19 protein-coding genes are annotated in these 20342 nt (G+C 59.5%); 14 read left to right on the top strand and 5 right to left on the bottom strand.

Annotation, left to right across the window (positions count from 1 at the left end):
- Positions 1-135 precede the first annotated feature (135 nt).
- Together nuoM and nuoN are read left to right on the top strand one after the other, a co-directional pair.
- The gene (nuoM, locus tag ACOTX2_RS02615; RefSeq protein ID WP_023300624.1) at positions 136-1665 is read left to right on the top strand and encodes an NADH-quinone oxidoreductase subunit M; all 1530 of its coding nucleotides are present in this window, start codon (positions 136-138) and stop codon (positions 1663-1665) included.
- Between the two features lie 6 nt (positions 1666-1671).
- Entirely contained in the window at positions 1672-3129 is a 1458-nt protein-coding gene (gene nuoN, locus ACOTX2_RS02610) for an NADH-quinone oxidoreductase subunit NuoN (RefSeq protein ID WP_046619075.1), read from the top strand.
- A gap of 99 nt (positions 3130-3228) precedes the next feature.
- Here nuoN and ACOTX2_RS02605 read toward each other — a convergent pair whose 3' ends face one another.
- Complete coding sequence (locus ACOTX2_RS02605; RefSeq protein WP_023306639.1) at positions 3229-4233, bottom strand: chemotaxis protein; 1005 nt, start codon at positions 4231-4233, stop codon at positions 3229-3231.
- A gap of 64 nt (positions 4234-4297) precedes the next feature.
- On the bottom strand, positions 4298-5215 hold the full coding sequence (rbn, locus tag ACOTX2_RS02600; RefSeq protein WP_022648823.1) for a ribonuclease BN: 918 nt from the start codon (positions 5213-5215) through the stop codon (positions 4298-4300).
- A 71-nt stretch (positions 5216-5286) separates the two neighbouring features.
- On the opposite strand from rbn, the gene ACOTX2_RS02595 reads away from it, so the two are divergent.
- From ACOTX2_RS02595 to menE, 8 genes are all read left to right on the top strand, one after another.
- Positions 5287-5751: a GNAT family N-acetyltransferase gene (locus tag ACOTX2_RS02595; RefSeq protein ID WP_023300622.1), complete on the top strand. Its 465-nt coding sequence runs from the start codon at positions 5287-5289 to the stop codon at positions 5749-5751.
- A gap of 50 nt (positions 5752-5801) precedes the next feature.
- Entirely contained in the window at positions 5802-6107 is a 306-nt protein-coding gene (gene elaB / locus ACOTX2_RS02590) for a stress response protein ElaB (protein WP_022648821.1), read from the top strand.
- Positions 6108-6193: 86 nt separating this feature from the next.
- A complete protein-coding gene (gene menF / locus ACOTX2_RS02585) occupies positions 6194-7489 on the top strand; it encodes an isochorismate synthase MenF (protein WP_063147689.1) in 1296 nt (431 codons plus the stop codon).
- Between the two features lie 88 nt (positions 7490-7577).
- Positions 7578-9248, top strand: a complete 1671-nt coding sequence (gene menD / locus ACOTX2_RS02580) for a 2-succinyl-5-enolpyruvyl-6-hydroxy-3-cyclohexene-1-carboxylic-acid synthase (RefSeq protein ID WP_063147690.1) — start codon at positions 7578-7580, stop codon at positions 9246-9248.
- Positions 9245-10021 (top strand): 2-succinyl-6-hydroxy-2,4-cyclohexadiene-1-carboxylate synthase, encoded by a 777-nt coding sequence (gene menH / locus ACOTX2_RS02575; RefSeq protein ID WP_063147691.1) that lies wholly within the window; start codon positions 9245-9247, stop codon positions 10019-10021. The genes menD and menH overlap by 4 nt, the downstream gene beginning before the upstream one ends.
- Positions 10018-10875 carry a 1,4-dihydroxy-2-naphthoyl-CoA synthase gene (gene menB, locus ACOTX2_RS02570; protein ID WP_014832749.1) on the top strand — a complete coding sequence of 286 codons (858 nt, stop codon included), beginning with the start codon at positions 10018-10020 and terminating at the stop codon, positions 10873-10875. The genes menH and menB overlap by 4 nt, the downstream gene beginning before the upstream one ends.
- Entirely contained in the window at positions 10875-11840 is a 966-nt protein-coding gene (menC, locus tag ACOTX2_RS02565) for an o-succinylbenzoate synthase (protein WP_058677678.1), read from the top strand. Before menB ends, menC begins: the two co-directional genes overlap by 1 nt.
- Positions 11837-13198 carry an o-succinylbenzoate--CoA ligase gene (menE, locus tag ACOTX2_RS02560; RefSeq protein ID WP_063147692.1) on the top strand — a complete coding sequence of 454 codons (1362 nt, stop codon included), beginning with the start codon at positions 11837-11839 and terminating at the stop codon, positions 13196-13198. Before menC ends, menE begins: the two co-directional genes overlap by 4 nt.
- Here the strand turns inward: menE and ACOTX2_RS02555 are convergent, their stop codons facing one another.
- The 3 genes from ACOTX2_RS02555 to ACOTX2_RS02545 are packed head-to-tail and all read right to left on the bottom strand — an operon-like array spanning position 13199 to position 16148.
- Positions 13199-14713, bottom strand: a complete 1515-nt coding sequence (locus tag ACOTX2_RS02555; RefSeq protein ID WP_023300617.1) for a tripartite tricarboxylate transporter permease — start codon at positions 14711-14713, stop codon at positions 13199-13201.
- 11 nt (positions 14714-14724) lie between these two features.
- Positions 14725-15156, bottom strand: a complete 432-nt coding sequence (locus ACOTX2_RS02550) for a tripartite tricarboxylate transporter TctB family protein (RefSeq protein ID WP_022648813.1) — start codon at positions 15154-15156, stop codon at positions 14725-14727.
- A gap of 11 nt (positions 15157-15167) precedes the next feature.
- Positions 15168-16148: a Bug family tripartite tricarboxylate transporter substrate binding protein gene (locus ACOTX2_RS02545; RefSeq protein ID WP_022648812.1), complete on the bottom strand. Its 981-nt coding sequence runs from the start codon at positions 16146-16148 to the stop codon at positions 15168-15170.
- Between the two features lie 152 nt (positions 16149-16300).
- On the opposite strand from ACOTX2_RS02545, the gene tctD reads away from it, so the two are divergent.
- The 4 genes from tctD (at position 16301) to ACOTX2_RS02525 (ending at position 20334) form a co-directional block, all read left to right on the top strand.
- Positions 16301-16975 carry a transcriptional regulator TctD gene (gene tctD / locus ACOTX2_RS02540; protein ID WP_046619087.1) on the top strand — a complete coding sequence of 225 codons (675 nt, stop codon included), beginning with the start codon at positions 16301-16303 and terminating at the stop codon, positions 16973-16975.
- Positions 16962-18371, top strand: coding sequence for a sensor histidine kinase (locus ACOTX2_RS02535; RefSeq protein ID WP_063147693.1), 1410 nt, complete (start codon positions 16962-16964; stop codon positions 18369-18371). Before tctD ends, ACOTX2_RS02535 begins: the two co-directional genes overlap by 14 nt.
- Before the next feature lie 129 nt (positions 18372-18500).
- Positions 18501-19040 (top strand): YfaZ family outer membrane protein, encoded by a 540-nt coding sequence (locus ACOTX2_RS02530; protein ID WP_022648809.1) that lies wholly within the window; start codon positions 18501-18503, stop codon positions 19038-19040.
- Positions 19041-19134: 94 nt separating this feature from the next.
- A complete protein-coding gene (locus ACOTX2_RS02525; protein WP_023300615.1) occupies positions 19135-20334 on the top strand; it encodes a nicotinamide mononucleotide deamidase-related protein YfaY in 1200 nt (399 codons plus the stop codon).
- Positions 20335-20342 lie beyond the last annotated feature (8 nt).

Raw genomic sequence — 20342 nt, 5'->3', positions numbered from 1 at the left:
TTACCGGGCCTACGAGACCGTAGGTCGGGTAAGCGTGATCGTCACCCGACACCACAAACCGCACTAACACGTGAATTTTGTCGAATTCGTTGAAAATCGGTCCCTGAGGGACTTTAACAAGGAATAAAAATCGCCATGTTATTACCCTGGCTAATATTAATTCCCTTCATCGGCGGCTTCCTGTGCTGGCAGACTGAACGCTTTGGCGTGAAGATGCCGCGCTGGATCGCGCTGATCACCATGGGATTGACGCTCGCGCTTGGCCTGCAACTGTGGTTGCAGGGTGGCTACTCATTGACCCAGTCTGCGGGCCTTCCGCAGTGGCAATCTGAGTTCATTCTGCCGTGGATCCCACGTTTCGGTATCACGATCCACCTTGCGATTGACGGTCTGTCGCTGCTGATGGTCGTGCTGACCGGTCTGCTCGGCGTTCTGGCGGTACTCTGCTCCTGGCGAGAAATCGAAAAATACCAGGGCTTCTTCCACCTGAACCTGATGTGGATCCTGGGCGGCGTTATCGGCGTGTTCCTGGCCATCGACATGTTCCTGTTCTTCTTCTTCTGGGAGATGATGCTGGTGCCGATGTACTTCCTGATCGCGCTGTGGGGCCACAAGGCATCCGACGGTAAAACGCGTATCACGGCGGCCACCAAGTTCTTCATCTACACCCAGGCGAGTGGTCTGGTGATGTTGATTGCCATCCTGGCGCTGGTGTTTGTGCATTACAACGCCACCGGCGTCTGGACCTTCAACTATGAAGATCTGCTGAAGACCCCGATGTCCCACGGTGTGGAATACCTGCTGATGCTCGGCTTCTTCATCGCCTTCGCGGTGAAAATGCCGGTAGTTCCGCTGCACGGCTGGCTGCCGGACGCGCACTCTCAGGCGCCAACGGCGGGTTCCGTTGACCTGGCGGGTATCTTGCTGAAAACGGCGGCCTACGGTCTGCTGCGTTTCTCCCTGCCGCTGTTCCCGAACGCCTCCGCAGAGTTTGCGCCGATTGCCATGTGGCTTGGCGTGATCGGTATCTTCTACGGTGCATGGATGGCCTTCACGCAGTACGACATCAAACGTCTGATTGCTTACACCTCCGTTTCCCACATGGGCTTCGTACTGATTGCCATCTACACCGGTAGCCAGCTGGCGTACCAGGGCGCGGTGATCCAGATGATTGCGCACGGCTTGTCCGCTGCCGGTCTCTTCATCCTGTGCGGTCAGCTGTACGAACGTCTGCATACCCGCGACATGCGTATGATGGGCGGCCTGTGGGGCAAAATGAAATGGCTGCCTGCACTCTCCATGTTCTTCGCGGTTGCCACCCTGGGTATGCCAGGTACCGGTAACTTCGTTGGCGAATTTATGATTCTGTTCGGCAGCTTCAAAGTGGTTCCGATGATTACCGTCATCTCCACCTTTGGTCTGGTGTTCGCCTCCGTGTACTCGCTGGCGATGCTGCACCGCGCCTACTTCGGTAAAGCGAAGAGCGAAATTGCTGCTAAAGAACTGCCGGGGATGTCGCTGCGTGAGCTGTCCATCATCCTGCTGCTGGTCGTACTGCTGGTGCTGCTGGGCTTCTATCCGCAGCCGATTCTGGATACCTCGCACTCCGCGATGGGTAACATCCAGCAGTGGTTTGTTAATTCTGCTTCTACTACAAGGCCGTAATTCGCCATGACAATAACTCCACAACAACTGATCGCGCTGCTACCGCTGCTGATCGTCGGATTGACGGTGGTGGTTGTGATGCTCTCCATTGCGTGGCGACGCAATCACTTCCTGAATGCGACCCTGTCCGTTCTGGGTCTGAACGCTGCGTTAGTCTCCCTCTGGTTTGTTGGCCAGGCGGGCGCAATGGACGTCACGCCGCTGATGCGCGTTGACGGCTACGCCATGCTCTACACCGGTCTGGTGCTGCTGGCGAGCCTGGCAACCTGTACCTTTGCGTACCCGTGGCTCGAAGGGTACAACGACAACAAAGAAGAGTTTTACCTGCTGGTACTGATTGCCGCACTGGGCGGCATTCTGCTGGCGAACGCGAACCACATGGCCGCGCTGTTCCTCGGTATTGAGCTGATCTCACTGCCGCTGTTCGGCCTGATTGGTTACGCCTTCCGCCAGAAACGCTCACTGGAAGCGGCGATCAAGTACACCATCATGTCCGCTGCTGCGTCGTCGTTCCTGCTGTTCGGTATCGCGCTGCTGTATGCACAGACGGGTAACCTCTCCTTCCTGGCGCTCGGCAAGAGCCTCGGCGACGGCATGATGCATGAGCCGCTGCTGCTGGCGGGTCTGGGCATGATGATTGTTGGCCTTGGCTTTAAACTCTCTCTGGTGCCGTTCCACCTGTGGACGCCAGACGTTTATCAGGGTGCGCCAGCGCCGGTCTCTACCTTCCTGGCGACGGCGAGCAAAATCGCTATCTTTGGCGTGGTCATGCGTCTGTTCCTGTACGCCCCGGTGGGTGACAGCGAAGCGGTTCGCGTGGTGCTGGGCATTATCGCGTTCGTCTCCATCATCTTCGGTAACCTGATGGCGCTGAGCCAGACCAACATTAAGCGTCTGCTGGGCTACTCCTCAATCTCCCATCTGGGCTACCTGCTGGTGGCGCTGATTGCGCTGCAAAGCGGTGAGATGTCGATGGAAACCGTGGGTGTGTATCTGGCCGGTTACCTGTTCAGCAGCCTCGGCGCGTTCGGCGTGGTGAGCCTGATGTCCAGCCCGTACCGTGGCCCGGATGCAGATTCCCTGTTCTCCTACCGTGGTCTGTTCTGGCACCGTCCGATTCTGTCTGCGGTAATGACCGTGATGATGCTCTCTCTGGCGGGTATCCCGATGACGCTGGGCTTTATCGGTAAGTTCTACGTGCTGGCCGTCGGTGTGCAGGCGGGTCTGTGGTGGCTGACTGCCGGTGTCGTTATCGGCTCCGCGATTGGTCTTTACTACTACCTGCGTGTGGCTGTGAGCCTGTACCTGAGCGCGCCTCAGCAGCTCAACCGTGATGCACCGTCCAACTGGCAGTACAGCGCCGGGGGGATCGTGGTGCTGATCTCCGCGCTTCTGGTGCTAATCTTCGGTATCTATCCGCAGCCGCTGATTGAGATTGTGCAGCGCGCGATGCCGCTGATGTAAAAGCAAAAAACCCGCCTCGGCGGGTTTTTTATTGCCCAGCGGCGCTACGCTTGCAGGGCCTACAGGTCTTGTAGGTCGGGTAAGCGAAGCGCCACCCGACTAAGCTAACTGCTTCCTGCTTATAAGCGGCCCGTCAATCTTCTTCATCGAGCGGTCCAGCACCTCTTCAATCACCGACGACAGCTCATTCAGCTCAAACTTCGCCACATAGCCGTCAGCCTTCACTTTGCGTATATGATCTTCGTTCGCGTTGCCGGAAAGAGACGAGTGGATCACCACCGGAATATCTTTCAGTACCGGGTCAGTTTTGATTTTGCGCGTCAGCGTAAAGCCGTCCATCTCCGGCATTTCGAGGTCGGTTAATACCAGGGCAATCTTATCGGTAACGGGGACGCCCTCAGCCTGAGCCTGCGCGGCCAGCTGAGTGATTTTCTCCCATGCGTCTTTGCCGGTGATATGCAGCTGAGCCGGGATCTCCATTGCCTGCAATCCCTTCTCCAGCATTGAGCGCGCTACTTTCGAGTCTTCAGCAACAATCGCGACAGAGCCAGGCTTGATGTTGAATTTGGTGGTTTCCAGATGGGTGGCGTGCAGATCGTGGTTCGCCGGGGTGATGTCATACAGGATCTGCTCCACGTCGAGCACCATTGCCAGATCGTTGGTATCGGTCTTATCGTCCAGACAGGCAATGCTGGTGATGTAGCGACCGCTGACGGCGGTTTCCGCGGCGTGCACCTGCTTCCAGTCGAGACGCATGATGTTCTCCACCGATTCCACGGCAAACGCCTGCACGCTGCGGGCATATTCGGTGATCAGCAAAATGTTTAGCCCGGTGGCTGGCTTGCAGCCGGCGACGGCGGCCAGATCGATCACCGGGATCACCTGGTCGCGAATATTTACCATCCCCATCAGCGGAGACTTCATTCCCGCTGGTTTGGTGAAGGTCGGCATCGGCACAATTTCGCGCAGTTTGAACACGTTGATGCCGAACAGCTCGGATTTATTTTCGTTCAGAGAGGTGCCAAGACGGAACAGCAACAGTTCAAAACGGTTGGACTGGGTCAGGTTCGCCCTGTCATCAATATCTTTCTGGAAATTATCCATTCTACCCTCAAGAGAAATGCTGGCCTTTTAATCGTTATCGGCACCCTGAGGGAAAAATGAAGGACTAAACGCTGACCTGAGCAAAATCTTCCGCCAGCTCGCATGCCGGGAACACCTCCCGACACTCTGCCAGCAGGCTTTCACAGCCGCGGACGTCATAGCGTGAGCTGACGTGAGTGACAATCAGTTTCCGGACGCCAGCCTCGCGCGCCAGCTGCGCGGCCTGACGCGTTGAGCTGTGCCCCCGGCTATTGGCTTTTTCTTCCATCGCCGCTTCCAGCGTTGCCTCATGCACCATCACATCCACACCCCCGGCAAGCCGGAGCGCCGAAGGGCAGGGGGCGGTATCCCCAAAAATAGCCAGTTTTTTGCCCGGCTGCGGCGGCGCAAGGTAATCCTGACCGTTGATGACGCGCCCGTCTTCCAGCGTGACGGTCTCGCCGTGCTTCAGACGCTGGAACAGCGGGCCAGGTTTCACCCCATCGGCCTGCAACGCGGCGGCGTTCAGCGCGCCGGGCTTGTCATGCTCCTCAACGCGATAGCCGTAGCATTCCACCGGATGGTTAAGCGGGTAAGCGCGCACCTGGTAATCTCCGTCGTCGAACACCAGACCTTCGCCGATCTCAACCACCTCCAGCGGATAATCGGTCCACGAGCCGCTCAGGCGCAGCGTGGTCTCAACGAATGCCTGAATACCCGCAGGGCCATAAATGGTCAGCGGGTTAGCGTTACCGGCCATCGAACGGCTACACAGCAGGCCCGGCAGGCCAAACAGATGGTCGCCGTGCAGATGGGTGATAAATATTTTATCCACTTTCCCCGGGTGGTATGAGGTATGCAGCAACTGATGCTGCGTACCTTCGCCGCAGTCAAACAGCCACAGCCCGCCGCGGGTAGGATGCTTAAGATCCAGCAGAATCGCCGTCACGTTGCGTGAGCGGGTTGGCACGCCCGCGGACGTACCCAGAAAAATCAGTTCCATAACGCAATCAGCCCTTTGCCGAATGGGAAGGGGTTTAGTATAACGTGATGAACCCCAGGAAGGAGAAACACATGATCCAGTGGCAAGATCTACACCACAGCGAACTGACTATTCAGTCACTCTACGCCCTGCTCAAACTGCGCTGCGAAGTTTTTGTGGTTGAACAAACCTGCCCGTATCAGGATATCGACGGCGATGACCTGGTCGGCGAGAACCGGCACATCCTCGGCTGGCGCGATAACGAGCTGGTGGCGTATGCGAGGATTCTGAAAAGCGAAGAGGATTTTGACCCTGTCGTCATTGGCCGCGTCATTATCAGCGGAAGCGCGCGCGGTGAAAAGCTGGGCTATCAGCTGATGGAAAAAACGCTGGACGCATGCCTGAAACGGTGGCCAGACAAGGCGTTATACCTGGGCGCGCAGGCGCATTTGCAATCATTCTATGGCCATTTTGGTTTTACCCCGGTCACGGACATTTACGATGAAGATGGCATCCCACACATCGGTATGGCGCGCGAAGCGAAACAGGCGCAATAGCGAGACGTTGTCTATAGTTATCGGACTGGTGTACTAACATGGAGAAAAATATGTCATTTCAATCCTGGGATACCCGAGCAGACGACGATTTAACGCTGTTAAGCGAAACGCTGGAAGAAGTACTGCGCTCTTCAGGCGATCCTGCCGATCAGAAGTACATTGAGCTCAAAGCCCGCGCCGAGCAGGCGCTGCATGACGTGAAAAACCGCGTCAGCAACGCATCCGACAATTACTACTACCGCGCCAAACAGGCGGTTTATCGTGCCGACGATTATGTGCACGAAAAGCCGTGGCAGGGCATTGGGGTCGGTGCGGCCGTAGGGCTGGTGCTGGGCCTGCTGTTAGCCCGTCGTTAAGCCGGTAAACCCCTCCCTACACGTGGGTACTGCTATTTATCATCAGTACCCCGTATAATGTAAGGTTTTAACAGGGAGAGGTTCGCGTGCATTCGATTTCCATCGCGCTGGAACGCCTGCGCACTCAGCTTGCGCAAGCGTTACCCGCTACACCCGGTTTACGCCATTTCGATGTCTCTTTCCCGTTAAACGACGCCTTCGATCCGCTGGCCTGGCTGGGTGTGCAGCGATGCTATCCCCAGTTTTACTGGCAACAGCGGAGCGGTGATGAAGAACTTGCCGCGCTCGGAAGCCTCGCCCATTTTGACTCTCTGGCCTCGGCTTCCCGGTTTTTGCACACCCATGACGTAGCCAATGATACCCGTATCTGCGGCCTGAACGCCTTCAACCCGGCACAGGGAAATCTGTTTTTACCGCGCCTTCTCTGGCGACGGTCTGGCGGGGTCGCCACGCTGCGCCTGCAACTGTGGAGCGAAACGTCGCTGTGTGACGATGCCGGTGACGCACTGAAGTTTATTGATAACCTGCGCGACGCCGCGCCGATCCGCCCGTTGTCCGTGCAGATTGTGCAGGAAACCCATCATCCGGAAAAACCGGAATGGCTGGCGTTGATTCGTCAGGCGACGGATACCCTTGCTCGCGGCGATTTTGAGAAAGTGGTGCTCGCACGTGCTACAGACGTGCAGTGCCAGCAGCCCGTGAACGCCATCGCGCTAATGGCCGCCAGCCGCGCGCTAAACCTCAACTGCTATCATTTTTGTATGGTCTTTGACGCCAGCAACGCGTTCCTCGGCTCGACGCCCGAGCGACTGTGGCGGCGACGCGGCATGCTGCTGCGCACTGAAGCGCTGGCAGGCACCGTCGCCAGCCATTCTGACGATAAGCAGGCCCAGCGTCTGGGCGACTGGCTGATGAACGACGACAAAAATCAGCGGGAAAATATGCTGGTGGTGGAAGATATCTGCCAGCGTCTTCAGCACCATACCCGGACGCTGGAGATCCTCCCAGCGCAGGTGCTGCGTCTGCGCAAGGTGCAGCATTTACGCCGCTGTATCTGGACCGAACTCAAACAGTCTGATGACGAGCAGTGTCTGCATATTCTGCAACCGACGGCGGCGGTGGCCGGGCTGCCGCGTCAGGCAGCGCGAGAATTTATTGCGAAAGTGGAGCCGTTTGACCGGGAGTGGTACGCCGGATCGGCGGGCTATTTATCGCGCGATCAAAGCGAGTTCTGCGTGGCATTACGCTCCGCCCGCGTTCATGATGCCGCGCTGCGTCTTTATGCGGGGGCGGGCATCGTCAGCGGCTCCGATCCAGAGCAGGAGTGGCAGGAGATCGAAAATAAGGCCGCCGGGCTGCGTTCCCTCCTCCTGAGGGATTAATACTGATTCGTGCAATCCCGATTCATATCAAAATTCTGACTTTTTCTATTATTTATACTGTGTCGCATTCTTGATACTGGACAATCTCATGTCAGTAAGTTCTTTTAACCGACGCTGGGCGACGGTGATCCTTGAAGCCCTGACCCGCCATGGTGTCAGGCATGTGTGTATTGCTCCGGGCTCTCGCTCCACGCCGCTCACCCTTGTTGCGGCGGAAAACAGGGCTTTTATTCATCACACCCATTTTGACGAGCGTGGTCTCGGCCACCTGGCGCTCGGGCTGGCGAAAGTCAGCAACGCGCCCGTGGCGGTGATAGTGACTTCCGGCACGGCGGTGGCAAACCTCTATCCGGCGCTGATTGAAGCGGGGTTAACCGGCGAAAAGCTGATTTTACTCACCGCCGATCGTCCTCCGGAACTTATTGACTGCGGCGCGAACCAGGCGATTCGTCAGCCTGGCATTTTTGCCTCGCATCCTTCACAGACGGTCTCGTTGCCGCGCCCCACCCAGGATATTCCCGCCAGCTGGCTGGTCTCAACTCTCGACCACGCCATGAACGCACTGCGCAGCGGCGGGCTGCACATTAACTGCCCGTTTGCCGAACCGCTGTACGGCGAAATGAACGAGACCGGCCTAGCCTGGCAACAGCAGCTGGGAGAATGGTGGGAGAGCGAAAAGCCCTGGCTGCGTGAGCAGACGCATCTGGAAAGCGCTAAGCAGCGCGACTGGTTCTTCTGGCGCCAGAAGCGCGGGGTGGTGATTGCCGGGCGGATGAGTGCGGCGGAAGGCAAGCTGGCGGCGGAGTGGGCACAAACGCTTGGCTGGCCGCTGATTGGTGACGTGCTTTCCCAGACGGGCCAGCCGCTGCCCTGCGCTGACCTCTGGCTGGGGAACGCGAAAGCGGTCACCGAGCTGGCGCAGGCGCAAATTGTCGTCCAGCTGGGCTCGAGCCTGACGGGCAAGCGACTGCTCCAGTGGCAGGCCACCTGTACGCCAGAAGAGTACTGGCTGGTGGATCCGCTCGAAGGACGCCTTGACCCGGCGCACCATCGCGGTCGCCGCCTGGTGAGCGATATTGACAGCTGGCTGGAATTGCATCCGGCGGAAAAACGCAAACCCTGGGCGGTGGAGATCCCGGCGCTGTCGCGTCAGGCGTGGGAACTCACCAAAGCGCAGTGCGAGGAGTTCAGTGAAGCCGGGCTGGCGCACCGTATCCGCAAATATCTTCCCGAGCAGGGGCAACTTTTTGTCGGTAACAGCCTGGTGGTGCGCCTGATTGACGCCTTTTCGCAGCTGCCCGCGGGTTATCCGGTATACAGCAACCGGGGCGCGAGCGGCATTGACGGGCTGATCTCCACCGCCGCTGGCGTACAGCGGGCCAGCGCAAAATCCACGCTGGCGATTGTGGGGGATCTCTCAGCCCTCTACGATCTCAACGCGCTGGCGCTCCTGCGTCAGGCGTCGGCTCCGTTCGTGCTGATTGTTGTTAACAATAACGGCGGACAGATTTTCTCCCTGCTGCCGACGCCGCAAAGCGAACGTGAGCGCTTCTATCTGATGCCGCAAAACGTGCAGTTCGAACACGCCGCCGCCATGTTCAGCCTGAAGTACCATCGCCCGGAAAACTGGGACGCGCTGGAGACGGCGCTGAACACCGCCTGGCGGCAGCCTGGCGCGACGCTGATTGAGCTGGTGGTAAACGATTCTGACGGCGCGCAGAAGCTGCAACATCTGCTGGCGCAGGTGAGTCACCTGTGATCCTCGCTGGCGTCACTCTGCCCGGAAAATCAGGCTACCCCTGGCTGGTTTTCTTGCACGGTTTTTCCGGTGACTGTCGTGAGTGGCAGACCGTTGGGGCGTCGCTGCATGACTACCCCAGGCTCTACCTTGACCTGCCCGGGCACGGTGGTTCAGCGGATACGGGCGTGACGGGGTTTGCAGAGGTAAGTGAATTGCTCACGTATACCTTAATTAGTTACAACATACTAAATTACTGGCTGGTAGGGTACTCACTCGGTGGCCGCATTGCGATGTTCCATGCCTGCCAGCATCCTGCGGGGTTAGACGGGGTGATTGTGGAAGGTGGACACCCTGGGCTGCAAGACGTCGAGGCGCGCCAGGCGCGGCTGACCTCGGACCGCCGCTGGGCGTCACGTTTTCGCAGTGAGCCGCTTGAAGCCGTCTTTGCCGACTGGTATCAACAGCCGGTCTTTACCTCCCTTACGGATGAACAGCGCAACGCGCTGATCGCGCTGCGTAGCCGGAACAACGGCCCGAGGCTGGCTGAGATGCTGGAAGCCACCTCGCTTGCCGTTCAGCCTGATTTACGTCCCGCGCTCACCGCGCGTGATTTTTCTTTCGACTATCTCTATGGCGAACGTGACGGGAAGTTTGCAGCCATCGCTGCTGAACTTAACGCCATGCGTCATGCTATCCCTCATGCCGGACACAACGCCCACCGGGACAACCCGGAAGCGGTTGCCGCGAGTCTGGCTCAGATACTACGTTATCGAACAAAGGACACGCTATGATCTATCCTGATGAAAACATGCTTTACGCGCCGGTTGAATGGCAGGACTGCTCCGAAGGCTACACCGACATTCGCTACCACAAATCCACCGATGGTATCGCCAAAATCACCATCAATCGTCCACAGGTACGCAACGCGTTTCGTCCGCTGACCGTAAAAGAGATGATCCAGGCGCTGGCGGATGCACGCTACGACGACAACATCGGCGTCATCGTCCTCACCGGGGAAGGGGAGAAAGCCTTTTGCTCGGGCGGCGATCAGAAAGTCCGCGGCGACTACGGCGGATACCAGGATGATGCCGGCACGCACCACCTGAACGTGCTGGATTTCCAGCGCCAGATCCGCACCTGTCCAAAACCAGTGGTTGCGATGGTGGCAGGTTATTCCATCGGCGGCGGTCACGTGTTGCACATGATGTGTGACCTGACTATCGCGGCGGAAAATGCCATTTTCGGTCAGACTGGCCCGAAAGTTGGCTCCTTCGACGGCGGCTGGGGCGCGTCCTACATGGCGCGCATCGTCGGCCAGAAAAAAGCCCGCGAAATCTGGTTCCTGTGCCGTCAGTACAACGCCCAGGAAGCGCTGGACATGGGGCTGGTTAACACCGTGGTGCCGATCGCCGATCTGGAAAAAGAGACCGTGCGCTGGTGTCGCGAAATGCTGCAAAACAGCCCAATGGCGCTGCGCTGCCTGAAAGCAGCCCTCAATGCCGACTGTGACGGTCAGGCGGGACTTCAGGAGCTGGCGGGTAACGCCACCATGCTGTTCTATATGACCGAAGAGGGTCAGGAAGGGCGCAACGCGTTCAACGAAAAACGCCAGCCAGACTTCAGCAAATACAAACGGAACCCGTAATGCGTCGCGCGCAGGTTTACCGCTGGCAGATACCGATGGACGCGGGCGTGGTACTGCGTGAAAGGCGGTTAAAAACCCGTGATGGCTTTTTCGTGCATCTCCGGCAGGGCGAGCGGGAAGGGTGGGGCGAAATCGCCCCGCTTCCGGGCTTTAGCCTGGAAACGCTGGATGAGGCGCAGGCGGCGCTGATGGCCTGGACGCACGAATGGCGTGAGGGGGCAGATCCGTCGCTGCCGGACGTTCCTTCCGTCGCGTTCGGCATCAGCTGCGCGCTGGCAGAGCTGGACGGCCGTTTGCCGGATGCGGCGAATTATCGCGCCGCGCCACTCTGTTCCGGCGATCCGGATGAACTTTTCGCGCTGCTCTCCGGGATGCCTGGCGAGAAGGTGGCGAAAATTAAGGTCGGCCTGTACGAAGCGGTGCGCGACGGGATGGTGGTTAACCTGTTACTAGAAGCCATTCCCGATCTGCACCTGCGCCTGGACGCCAACCGCGCCTGGACGCCGCTCAGGGCGCAGCAGTTTGCGAAGTACGTCAACCCGGCGTACCGCAACCGCATCGCGTTTCTCGAAGAGCCGTGCAAAACGCGCGACGACTCTCGCGCCTTCGCCCGGGAAACCGGCATTGCCATTGCCTGGGATGAGAGCCTGCGCGAAGCCGGTTTTACGTTTGTCGCCGAGCCGGGCGTCGGGGCCGTGGTCATTAAGCCAACGCTGACCGGCAGCCTCGACACGGTGCGCGAGCAGGTTGCGGCGGCCCATGCCGCAGGGCTGACGGCGGTGATCAGTTCATCCATCGAATCCAGCCTCGGGCTGACGCAGCTGGCGCGCATCGCTGCATGGTTAACGCCGGACACCGTTCCCGGTCTTGATACGCTAAACCTGATGCAGGCCCAGCTGATTCGCCAGTGGCCGGACAGCACCTTACCGTGCCTCGACGTCGGGACGCTGGAGCCGCTGCAATGACTTTTACCGACTGGCCGTGGCGGCACTGGCGCTCCAGGAGTGCCGATACACCCGCGCTGCGTTTAGACGATATAACGCTCAACTGGTCACAGCTGGGCGAGCGTATCGATCGTCTGGCAGCCGGTTTTCAGTCTCAGGGTGTCAGGGACGGTGACGGCGTCATGCTGCTCGCCCACAACCATCCGCAGACCCTGCTGGCCTGGCTGGCGCTGCTTCAGTGCGGCGCCCGCATTTTGCCGGTGAACCCTCAGCTTCCCCGACCGCTGCTGGACGTCCTCCTGCCGCAGATGACCCTGCGCTTTGCGCTGGTGCTTAACGGTGAGTATGACGGTCTGTCTGGGCTGGTATTAAGAGAGGGAGAGGGGCAGGGCGGCGTGACGTGGCGGGCAGAACGGCTGGCCTCAATGACGCTCACCTCCGGCTCCACCGGCTTGCCGAAAGCGGCGGTGCACACCTGTGCCGCCCACCTTGCCAGCGCAAAAGGCGTGTTGTCGCTGATGCCTTATGGCGGTGATGACGACTGGCTGCTGTCCTTGCCGCTGTTTCACGTCTCTGGTCAGGGGATTTTGTGGCGCTGGTTGCAGGGCGGAGGCCGTCTCACCGTGCGTGAAAAACAGCCGCTGGAGCAGGCCCTGCAGGGCTGTACCCACGCCTCGCTGGTGCCGACGCAGCTGTGGCGGCTGCTCAATTCACACCATCCCGTTGCGCTGAAAGCCGTGCTGCTCGGCGGGGCGGAAATCCCCGTTGAGCTGACCGAACAGGCGCGCAAGCAGGGGATCCGCACGTTCTGCGGCTACGGTCTGACCGAGTTCGCCTCCACCGTCTGCGCCAAAGAGGCCGACGGCGCGCCGGACGTGGGCAGCGCGCTGCCGGGCAGAGACCTTCAGGTGGTGAACGGTGAAGTCTGGATCCGGGCGGAAAGCATGGCGGCGGGCTACTGGCGAGACGGCGCCTTACTGCCGCTGGTCAACGAGCAGGGCTGGTTCGCCACCCGCGATCGCGGCGAGTGGCATGACGGACGCCTGACCATTCTGGGCCGAATGGACAATCTCTTTTTTAGCGGCGGAGAAGGGATCCAGCCGGAAGCGCTGGAGCGCGTTATCGTCTCACATCCGCAGGTTAGCCAGGTGTTTATCGTCCCGCTGGATGACGCCGAATACGGGCAACGCCCGGTGGCGGTAGTGGAATGTGAGCCGGGCACGGATATCACGCTGTTGCCGGAGTGGGTTCAGGGCAGGCTGGCACGCTTTGAGCAGCCGGTACACTGGCTGGCGCTGCCGTCAGAACTGAAAAATGGCGGGATAAAGATCTCCCGCCAGGCGTTAAGGCAGTGGGTCAATGCCCTGTTGAGGGGCTAATCAGCCGATATCCGGCTGCGGTTTCTGCTGGCGTCGACGCATCCAGCGCAGCACCGGCGGCACGACAATCACCATGATCGCCATCGCCAGCAGGATCTTCGTCACGCTGCTCTCCCACAGGATCGCCATGTTGCCATTGCTGATGGAGAGGGCGCGGCGCAGGTTCTGCTCCAGCATTTCCCCCAATACAAACCCTAAAATCAGCGGCGACATCGGGAAGTGCATCTTGCGCAGAATGTAGCCCAGCACGCCGAGCAGCACCATTAACACCAGGTCGAAGGTGGTGCTGTGCACCGCGTACACCCCAACCGCAGAGACGGCGGCGATGGCCGGGACCAGGAACCACAGGGGAATGGTCAGCATGCGGGTGAACAGCCCGATCAGCGGGATGTTCATCACCAGCAGCATCACGTTGGCGATCAGCAGCGCCGCAATCAAGCCCCAGACGATATCGGGCTGCTCGGTAAACATCGCCGGACCCGGGGTGATGTTATAGAGCGTCAGCGCGCCCATCATCACCGCCGTGGTGCCGGAGCCCGGCACGCCGAGGGTCAGCATCGGGATAAACGAGCCGCAGGCCGAGGCGTTATTGGCTGCCTCTGGCGCCGCCACGCCGCGTATATCGCCCTTACCGAAGCTGTCGCTGTTGCCGCTCAGCTTTTTCTCGGTCATGTAGGTGATGGCGCTGGCGATGGTCGCCCCCGCGCCGGGCAGGATGCCGACAAAGAAACCAATCACCGACGAACGCAGGGTAGCACCCACACACTGTGCCCCCTCTTTGGCATTAAAGAGCATGCGGCCGGTTTTGCGCACCAGCGTCTGCCCGCTGCTGGTATGTTCCAGCATCAGTAAGATTTCTGAGACAGAGAACAGGCCAATCACGACGACAATGAACTGCACGCCGTCGGACAGGTGAACGCTGTCGAAGGTAAAGCGATAAACCCCGGTGTTGGCATCCACGCCGACGGTGGCCAGACTGAGGCCAATCAACGCAGACAAAAACGACTTCAGCGGATTCTGCGCCATCATGCTGCCGAGACAGGCGATGGCAAATACCATCAGGGCAAAATACTCGGCCGGACCAAACGCCAGCGACCACTGGGCCAGCGCCGGGGCGAAGAGGATGATGCCGCCAATGGCGATCAGGGAGCCAAAGAACGAGCTGACGGCGGAAATAGAGAGCGCCACGCCGCCGCGTCCCTGCTGCGCCATCGGATAACCATCCAGCGCGGTCATAATGGCGGCGGCATCGCCGGGCACGTTAAGCAGTATCGAGGAAATACGCCCCCCGTATTCGCAGCCGATATAAACCGTCGCCAGCAGGATCAACGCCGACTCCGCAGGCAGGTGCAGCGCAAAGGCCAGCGGCAGTAAAATCGCCACGCCGTTGATAGGCCCAAGGCCCGGCAGCAGGCCAACGATCGTCCCGACGAAACAGCCGATCAGGGCGATCACCAGGTTTTCCGGGGTCATCGCTACCGCGAACCCCTGAGAGAGATAGATCCAGGTATCCATAGCGTGCTCCGTTAGTTAAACCATGCGCCGAGCGGCAGGGTCACGTCCAGCAGGCGGTCGAAGGCGTACCAGAGTAAAATGCCCAGTACGACCCCGGAGATCCCCGCCGCAGGCAGCGAGGCGTTAAACAGTATGCCAATCACCATCGTCAGCAGGGCGGTGGCGATCGGGAAGCCGAGCCACTCAAAGCCCCACGCGTACATCAGCAGAACAATCACCATTACCAGCAGACGTTGCAGCGTGCGGCGTGGCGGCCACTCCACGGTGTCCGGATGGCGCAGCAGCAGGGCCACCGAACAGAGCAGCATCAGGCCGACAATGCCTACGGGAAAGGGGCGTGGCCCCACGGGTTCATAGCTGTATTCGCTGTGGATCTGCCAGGCGACGAACAGGCCGCCAATGCAGAGCAGCAGCCATATCCCGGCAAAAATGCGATCGCTCATAGCGCCTCCGGTTATTTCGCCAGACCAAAGGCTTTCGCCTGTTCGCGGTAGTCATTCACCTGTTTTTTCACGTACTCGTCCAGCTGCTTGCCGTTCAGGTTGAACTCAAACAGCCCGCGCAGATCGCGCTGTTTTTTGAACTCCTCGGTTTGCTGAAGTTTTGCGAAGGTATCCACCCACCACTGGTACTCGGCGTCGGTCACTTTTGGCCCGACGAAGAAGCCACGGATGATCGGCCAGACCAGGTTATAACCCTGCTCTTTGGCGGTTGGGACGTCTGCCAGCTGGCCCGGCAGACGGTTTTCTGAGAAGACCGCCAGCACGCGGATCTTATCCCCGCTCAGGTAGGGCACCATTTCGCTGAGATCGCCCGATACTGCCTGCACGTGATTGCCCATCAGCGCCGTCACCGGCTCACCGCCGCCTTCAAAGGCCACGTAGCGCATTTTGTGCGGATCCACTTTGGCCTGCTGCGCCAGCAGCGCGGCTTTCATCCAGTCCTGGCTGCCGATAGAGGCGCCTGCGCCAATCACCACGCTGTTCGGATCTTTTTCCATGGCGGTCAGCAGATCTTTCAGGGATTTCCACGGGGAGTCGGCGCGAACGGCGATCATGCCGTAATCGGTGCCCACGGTGGCGAGCCAGCGCACGTCATTTACGTCATAACGACCAAATTTCCCCTGCGACAGGTTCAGCAGCGAGCCGCCGGAGAAGGCCACCACGGTGCCGGGTTCAGCAGGGCGCTGGGCGACGATGGCGTTATAGGCTACCGCGCCCACGCCGCCGGGCATGTAGGTGACGCGCATTGGTTTCTCGATGGCCTTCGTCTCCAGCAGGCTGACCTGAATTAGCTTACAGGTCAGGTCGAAGCCGCCGCCGGGTTTGGCCGGGGCGATACACTCGGTGCGGGACGGGGTGTCCTGCGCCTGGACGACAGAGGCACTCAACAGCAATGCGCTTGCAGCAAGGGTAGAAAGTAATTGTTTTTTCATCGTTTATCCTCACGCCGGAGAACCGGGAGTACGAGTACGGGTGTCTTTTTTCTGATTATGTGAACCACCTTGTAGCGGTTCCGTTGCGTGATTGTTAAAACAATAACCTTTCATTTCCCTTTCACTGCGACACCAACTTTACAGGATGTGATATGCGTCTCTTACTCGCGGAAGATAATCGTGAGCTGGCTCACTGGCTGGAGAAAGCGCTGGTACAAAGCGGATTTGCCGTGGATTGCGTCAACGATGGACGGGCGGCCGATCACCTTTTGCAGGGGGAAAACTATGCCGTCGCGATCCTTGATATCGGCATGCCCGGCTTCGACGGGCTGGAGGTGGTGCATCGTCTGAGAAAGCGCGGGCAGACGCTGCCGGTGCTGTTTCTCACCGCCCGCAGCAACGTGGCAGACAGGGTGAAAGGGCTGAATGCCGGGGCGGATGACTATCTTCCGAAGCCGTTCGAGCTGGAGGAGCTTGATGCCCGCCTGCGCGCGCTGCTGCGCCGCAGCGAAGGGCGAACCCAGGAGCGCCAGCGGCTGGGAGAGCTGGAGTACGATGATGAAGGCTTTTTTCTGCTGCGCGATGAACCCCTTTCCCTCACGCCGCGCGAGCTCTCTTTACTGAAGGTGCTGATGCACCGCCGGACCCGTCCCGTCTCCCGGCAACAGCTCTTCGACCAGGTGTTCAGCCTGAACGACGACGTCAGCCCCGAGAGTATCGATCTCTATATTCACCGCCTGCGTAAGAAGCTGACCGGCAGCGGCGTGAGGATCACCACCCTCCGGGGACTGGGCTACGTGCTGGAGTGCGGCGATGAAGTGGGTTAAGCCGCAGTCGCTTTACCTGCAACTTTTGCTCTTTCTGGGTTTGCCGCTGCTGCTGTTATGGGGGCTGTCAGCCTTTAACAGCTACGTTAGCGCGCTACAGGCGGCGACGCAGGCCTATGACCGTACGCTGTTATCCTCGGCTCGCACCGTGTCTGAGCGGCTGGTGGTGCACAAGGGCAAGCTGCTGGTGAACGTGCCCTGGGTCGTGCTCGACAGCTTTGAGCTGAACATGAACGATCGCCTCTACTACAAGGTGGTTGACCCTGACGGGCGGACGATCTCCGGCTATGACGATCTGCCAAATATGCCTCCCTCCACGTCGCGCACCACTCACTATCCGGCGCTGGCGTGGTTTTATCATACCGAGTATCGCGGGCAGGCGATCCGCGTGGCGAAGCTGCTCCAGCCGGTTAACGAAGATAACGTGTTCGGGATGGCGGAAATTTACGTCGCAGAAACGTTGCAGTCGCGGCGCTATCTGGCCACACAGCTGCTGTTTTCCTCACTCGTGTCGCAGGGGCTGCTGGTGCTGCTGACGCTGGTCCTGACCGCCTGGCTGCTGCGCCGCGTGCTGCGCCCAATGCGGCAACTCTCTTCGCTGATGGTGCGCCGTGAACCCGGGCTGCTGGCCCCGCTGCCGGAGCTGCTGCCCTGGTCGGAAACGCGGCTGCTGATTGTGGCGTTTAACCGTTACATCGACCGGTTGCGCGGCGTACTTTCGCGGCAGGAGCGCTTCAATGCCGATGCCTCACACCAGCTCAAAACGCCGCTGGCGGTGCTAAAAACGCAGGTATCCGTTGCTCTGACGCGTAACGATCCGGCGCTGTGGCAGGAGAGCTTACGGGCAATGAACGTTACGCTGGATAACACCATCGTGCTGACGGAAAGGCTGTTACAGCTTTCGGCGGTGAAGCGGAAAGAGCAGGGGGAGCGACAGTTTGCCCCTGTCGATCTGGTGCAGGTGGTGCAAAACTGCTGCTTTTCGCGGCTGGCACAGGCGCGCAGCAAGGGTATCGATCTCGGTTATGACGGCGTACAACAGCCGGTAATGATTGAGGGGGATGACGTTCTGCTGGGCGAACTCTGCGCTAACCTGCTGGAGAACGCGATCAAATACACGCCGGAGCAGGGCATCGTGACGGTATACCTGCGCATGGATAACGATGCCGTTGAGCTGAGCGTGGAGGACAGCGGACCGGGTATTGCCGAAGACCAGATCTCCCAGGCCATGCTGCCGTTTCATCGGCTGGATAACGTGGGCGATGCCGCCGGGTCCGGCATTGGCCTGGCGCTGGCCAACGATATTGCCCGCCTGCACCGCAGCCATCTTCAGCTGATGCCCAGTGAAAATCTGGGCGGCCTGTGCGTAAAAATTCGTTTTTTATTGATGATATAAATACCGATATTATCAAATCGTTACAAACTAATTGCCCGATGTCCACTGAGCGCATTGATCCCACAGACAGTCAGGTTAAAATCTCGCGGTTTTTGGACATCTCTGAATATATTGTGCGGGATCACGACAATGAAAAAAGTGGCATTAATGGGCTTAGGCCTGATGTTTGTATCGGCAGCAGCCAACGCTATTTCCTTCAACGGCTCGGCGGGCGAAGATTATACCCACCTGGGCTTTGGTCTTGGCACGGATAGCGCAGGCCTGGCGATGACCGGCGGCTGGACGCATAACGACGACGATGGGGATGCGGCAAGCCTGGGGCTGGGCTTCAACGTACCTTTGGGTCCTTTCCTGGCGACAGTCGGCGGTAAAGGGATTTACACCAACCCGAACGACGGTGACGAAGGTTATGCGGCGGCAGTGGGCGGCGGTTTGCAGTGGAAAATCGGCGACAGCTTTGGCCTGTTCGGTGAGTACTACTACTCTCCGGATTCCCTCTCCAGCGGTATCGATAGCTATGAGGAAGCCAACGTGGGTGGACGCTGGACCATCATCCGTCCTGTCACCATCGAAGCGGGTTATCGTTATCTGAACCTGGCGGGTAAAGACGGCCACCGCGACAACGCGCTGGCAGATGGTCCCTACATCGGTGTGAGCGCAGGTTTCTAATCCTTTCGGCGCGGCGTTCAGTCGCGCCAGTTTCTCTCTTCCCCCGGTCTTCGATTGCGCTATAGTGTTTTGACCATTGAAATGGGAGAACACAATGATAAACGTGGAAATGTTATCCACTGGCGACGAAGTGCTGCATGGGCAAATCATTGATACCAATGCCGCCTGGCTCGCCGATCTCTTCTTTGAGCAAGGATTACCGTTAACGCGCCGCAACACCGTGGGTGACAATCTTGAGTCGCTGGTCAACGTTCTGCGCGAGCGCAGCGAACGCTGCGACGTGCTGATTGTGAACGGCGGGCTTGGGCCCACCAGCGACGATCTCAGCGCGCTGGCCGCCGCCACGGCCAGAGGTGAAGGCCTGGTCCTGCACGAGGCGTGGCTGGCACAGATGGAGCGATTTTTCTCCGAGCGTGGCCGCGTGATGGCCCCCAGCAACCGCAAGCAGGCTGAAATTCCCGCCAGCGCGGAACTGATTGATAACCCGGTCGGCACCGCCTGCGGGTTTGCCGTTCAGTTGAACCGCTGCCTGATGTTCTTCACTCCGGGCGTGCCGTCGGAATTTAAAGTGATGGTCGAGCAGCAGATCCTGCCGCGCCTGCGCGCGCGCTTCACGCTGCCTGAACCGCCGCTGTGCCTGCGTCTGACCACCTTTGGCCGCTCGGAAAGCGATCTGGCTCAGAGCCTCGATCACCTGCAACTGCCTCCCGGCGTGTCGATGGGCTATCGCTCCTCCATGCCGATTATTGAACTGAAGCTGACCGGACCGGCGTCAGAGAAAGCCGCTATGCTGGCACTGTGGCCGGAAGTGCAGCGCGTCGCCGGGGAAAGCCTGATTTTCGAAGGAACGGAAGGGCTGCCGGCGCAGATCGCAGCGCATTTGCAGTCCCGCCAGCTGAGCGTGACGTTAAGCGAGCAGTTTACCGGTGGGCTTCTGGCGCTTCAGCTTACCCGGGCGGGTGCGCCGCTGCTGGCCAGTGAAGTGGTGCCGTTCCAGCAGGAGACGCTGGCGCAGACGGCGCGCTGGGCATCCGAGCGCAGAGTGAAGCATTTCGCCGGACTGGCGCTGTTTGTGGGCGGGCTGGATGAGGAGCACCTCAACTTTGCCCTGGCAACGCCGGAAGGGACCCACGCCCTGCGGGTGAAGATGAGTATTACCCGCCACAGCCTGGCCGTGCGTCAGGAGGTGTGCGCGATGATGGCGCTGAACATGCTGCGCCGCTGGCTGAACGGGAAAGAGGTCGCCAGCGAGCACGGCTGGATCAACGTCGTGGAATCGCTGTTTGTAGAGTGAGAATGTGC

The sequence above is a fragment of the Enterobacter cloacae complex sp. IR5412 genome (assembly GCF_049237385.1).
GTDB lineage: Bacteria > Pseudomonadota > Gammaproteobacteria > Enterobacterales > Enterobacteriaceae > Enterobacter > Enterobacter intestinihominis.
Note: the sequence above shows the minus strand (reverse complement) of the source record. Positions and strands in the feature narration are given on the sequence as shown.

What these genes read in the sequence shown, in the direction of transcription:
- menD (WP_063147690.1), top strand. Translation starts at nt 7,578, where the DNA reads ATGTCAGTAAGTTCTTTTAACCGACGCTGGGCGACGGTGATCCTTGAA.
- ACOTX2_RS02595 (WP_023300622.1), top strand. Translation starts at nt 5,287, where the DNA reads ATGATCCAGTGGCAAGATCTACACCACAGCGAACTGACTATTCAGTCA.
- menB (WP_014832749.1), top strand. Translation starts at nt 10,018, where the DNA reads ATGATCTATCCTGATGAAAACATGCTTTACGCGCCGGTTGAATGGCAG.
- ACOTX2_RS02550 (WP_022648813.1), bottom strand. Translation starts at nt 15,156, where the DNA reads ATGAGCGATCGCATTTTTGCCGGGATATGGCTGCTGCTCTGCATTGGC.
- ACOTX2_RS02605 (WP_023306639.1), bottom strand. Translation starts at nt 4,233, where the DNA reads ATGGATAATTTCCAGAAAGATATTGATGACAGGGCGAACCTGACCCAG.
- nuoM (WP_023300624.1), top strand. Translation starts at nt 136, where the DNA reads ATGTTATTACCCTGGCTAATATTAATTCCCTTCATCGGCGGCTTCCTG.
- elaB (WP_022648821.1), top strand. Translation starts at nt 5,802, where the DNA reads ATGTCATTTCAATCCTGGGATACCCGAGCAGACGACGATTTAACGCTG.
- rbn (WP_022648823.1), bottom strand. Translation starts at nt 5,215, where the DNA reads ATGGAACTGATTTTTCTGGGTACGTCCGCGGGCGTGCCAACCCGCTCA.
- ACOTX2_RS02555 (WP_023300617.1), bottom strand. Translation starts at nt 14,713, where the DNA reads ATGGATACCTGGATCTATCTCTCTCAGGGGTTCGCGGTAGCGATGACC.
- ACOTX2_RS02525 (WP_023300615.1), top strand. Translation starts at nt 19,135, where the DNA reads ATGATAAACGTGGAAATGTTATCCACTGGCGACGAAGTGCTGCATGGG.
- menE (WP_063147692.1), top strand. Translation starts at nt 11,837, where the DNA reads ATGACTTTTACCGACTGGCCGTGGCGGCACTGGCGCTCCAGGAGTGCC.
- ACOTX2_RS02545 (WP_022648812.1), bottom strand. Translation starts at nt 16,148, where the DNA reads ATGAAAAAACAATTACTTTCTACCCTTGCTGCAAGCGCATTGCTGTTG.
- ACOTX2_RS02530 (WP_022648809.1), top strand. Translation starts at nt 18,501, where the DNA reads ATGAAAAAAGTGGCATTAATGGGCTTAGGCCTGATGTTTGTATCGGCA.
- tctD (WP_046619087.1), top strand. Translation starts at nt 16,301, where the DNA reads ATGCGTCTCTTACTCGCGGAAGATAATCGTGAGCTGGCTCACTGGCTG.
- menC (WP_058677678.1), top strand. Translation starts at nt 10,875, where the DNA reads ATGCGTCGCGCGCAGGTTTACCGCTGGCAGATACCGATGGACGCGGGC.
- nuoN (WP_046619075.1), top strand. Translation starts at nt 1,672, where the DNA reads ATGACAATAACTCCACAACAACTGATCGCGCTGCTACCGCTGCTGATC.
- ACOTX2_RS02535 (WP_063147693.1), top strand. Translation starts at nt 16,962, where the DNA reads ATGAAGTGGGTTAAGCCGCAGTCGCTTTACCTGCAACTTTTGCTCTTT.